Raw genomic sequence first — 2907 nt, 5'->3', positions numbered from 1 at the left:
ACTTCTATTTGAAGGCAAATATGAAGAAGCCACCAAGCTGGCCAATGAAAAGGTTGTCTCAAAAAACAACGGAATGAAATATCAGCCCGCAGGAAACCTTTGGATTGAATTTCCCGGGCAGGAACAGGTAAGTAATTACTCCCGCGATCTTGATATTTCAAAGGCAATAGCTTCTGTCAACTACAAGGTTGCCGGAGTGAATTACAAAAGAGAAATTTTCTCCTCCTTCACCGATCAGGTAATAATTGTCAGGCTGACAGCTGATAAACCCGGTAAGATAACCTGTAACCTCTCGCTTGACTGCCCTTTGAAAAGTACAATTACAGCTGCCGGCAATAAACTTGAATTAGCCGGAATAACCGACGATCACGAAGGTGTTAAAGGACAGGTTAAATTTCAAACTCTTGTACAGCCTGTCTGTTCAGGCGGTAAATGCTCGGTTTCAGGCAACCGGCTGGTCATTAAAAATGCCAATTCAGCAGTAATTTATATTTCCATTGCCACCAACTTTAAAAATTATAAAGACCTGAGCATAAATCAAATTCAAAAAGCAGGTGATTTTCTCAAAAATGCCATCAGGAAAAATTACTCATTGGCTTTAAAATCCCATATTGCTGCCTATCAGAAATATTTCAACCGCGTACATCTTGACCTGGGCATAACCGGGGCAGCCAAATTACCGACAGACGAACGGATTGCCGCTTTCAAAGAAGGCAATGACCCACAACTGGTTACTTTATATTTCCAGTTCGGACGTTACCTGCTCATATCCAGTTCGCAACCCGGCACACAGCCGGCGAACCTGCAGGGTATCTGGAACGACAAAGTTGATCCCTCATGGGACAGTAAGTACACCGTTAACATCAATACCGAAATGAATTACTGGCCGGCAGAAGTCACCAATCTTTCTGAAATGCACAAGCCATTGCTGAAAATGATCAGCGAATTATCCCAAACAGGTAAAGAAACAGCCAGCGAACTTTATGGAGCCCGGGGGTGGGTACTACACCACAACACGGATATATGGCGGATCACAGCTCCGGTAGATCATGCCAGATCAGGCCTGTGGCCAACTGGAGAAGCCTGGTTGTGCCAACACCTTTGGGAACACTTCCTTTTTACAGGAGATAAGAAATTCCTGGCCGGTATATATCCTGTTTTGAAGGGAGCCTCTATGTTTTGCCTGGATATCCTTCAGGAAGAGCCCAAACACAAATGGCTGGTAATTTCCCCTTCCCTTTCGCCCGAACATGAATACAGGAAAGACGGGGTCATCTGTGCCGGGGCAACCATGGACAATCAGCTGGTCTTCGATTTGTTCTCCAATACCATCCGCGCTGCTGAAATTTTGAAAACAGATGCCTCATATACCGATACCCTGAAAACAGCAAAATCGAGGCTTGCACCCATGCAGATTGGCCAGTACAATCAACTGCAGGAATGGATGGAGGATTGGGACAATCCCCAGGACAACCACAGGCATGTTTCGCACCTTTACGGACTCTACCCCAGCAGTCAGATTTCCCCATACAGGAATCCGCTTTTGTTCAAAGCAGCAGCAAACTCCCTGACCTATAGGGGCGATCCCTCCACCGGCTGGTCGATGGGCTGGAAGGTCTGCCTGTGGGCAAGGTTGCTTGACGGTAACCACGCCTACAAGCTGATTACCGACCAATTGTCGCCGGCTGCCGACAAGCTGGGCGACCTCAAGGGCAAAGGGGGAACATACCCCAATCTCTTTGATGCACACCCGCCTTTCCAAATCGACGGCAATTTTGGCTGTACGGCAGGTATTGCTGAAATGTTCTTGCAAAGCCACGACGGATGCGTAAACATTCTCCCTGCATTGCCCGACAAATGGCAAAAGGGTGAAGTGAAAGGCCTCAAAGCCCGCGGCGGGTTCGAAGTTGACATAACCTGGGAAAGCGGGACCATCAAAACCTTGACCATTCATTCAAAAATTGGAGGCAACTGCAGGATCAGGACACAACAGTCTATCGTTATGAGTAACGGAGCTTCTTTATCCGGGGCTAAAGGGAATAATACAAATCCTTTCTTTGCCGTCAATTCAGTAAAAGAACCCCTGATTTCAGAAAAAGCAACGATCACAAAACCTGAAATCAGACCAACTTTCCTGTATGATATACCTACTGAAGCAGGAAAGACTTATGTATTTAAACTAAAGAAATAATAATCACTATGCCGGGGCCATCCCAACCGCATTTTTTAACCATCTTTCACAAAAGGGAACAAATCTGTTTTTCTTTTGTCTGCTTTGTCTATTCTTTTTTTTATTGATGGGAGAAAAAGCAATATGCGGTTCGGATAGCTTCAACCGGCAGGATATTCCACCTCATAAACACAGGAGAACCATTGCCGGTGATTCAAACCCGAATTTTTTCAACGGATTTGAATTTCCTTCTTTAAATGACAAAAACTGGAAACTGGTTGATGTTCTCCACTTGGGGAAAGCATGTGATTAAAATCATCGCAGGGGTAATAAAAAGCAGAATTCTTTATTGTTATCTTTTCCTTTCCACCTTTTAATGATTAACGTCTCCTTATTGTTTTCAACCTCATCAAGATATTTTTTATTGAAGTTTCACAAGTAGTGAAAAGGGGTTATAACGGGATACTGGTTATTGGTTGGAGAAAGTTTGATTTGAGGACCTAGGCGTTTCAGCGTTTTTATAACCACTAAGTCACGGAGTTCACTAAGAAATATTTTAAAATTCATAGGACCATTTAGTGCCTACGTGGTTTTCTTTACGTTAAAACTTTATTCAAACTTTTTGTCGTCACAAAAAGTTTACAAAAAAGACTGTGACTGCGTCAACTCATTCCGCCTCCTGGCGTCGGCTTCATTCAGACCGTACGCAGTCAATCAGGATTTTGTTTTTAACGCTT

The 2907-nt window shown here is 44.0% G+C and carries 2 protein-coding genes; both read left to right on the top strand.

Features of this window, described 5'->3' with window-relative positions:
• Positions 1–2191: glycoside hydrolase family 95 protein (locus Q8907_15410; GenBank protein ID MDP4275658.1), on the top strand; the 2191-nt coding region annotated here is incomplete at its 5' end.
• Positions 2192–2297: 106 nt separating this feature from the next.
• Complete coding sequence (locus Q8907_15405) at positions 2298–2483, top strand: hypothetical protein (GenBank protein MDP4275657.1); 186 nt, start codon at positions 2298–2300, stop codon at positions 2481–2483.
• The last annotated feature ends 424 nt before the right edge of the window (positions 2484–2907 follow it).

The sequence above is a fragment of the Bacteroidota bacterium genome, from assembly GCA_030706565.1.
Lineage (GTDB): Bacteria > Bacteroidota > Bacteroidia > Bacteroidales > JAUZOH01 > JAUZOH01.
This window is presented reverse-complemented; position numbering and strand designations above follow the sequence as displayed.

Excerpts from the sequence above, each read along its gene's own strand:
- Q8907_15405 (MDP4275657.1), top strand. The coding sequence starts at position 2,298 with ATGGGAGAAAAAGCAATATGCGGTTCGGATAGCTTCAACCGGCAGGAT.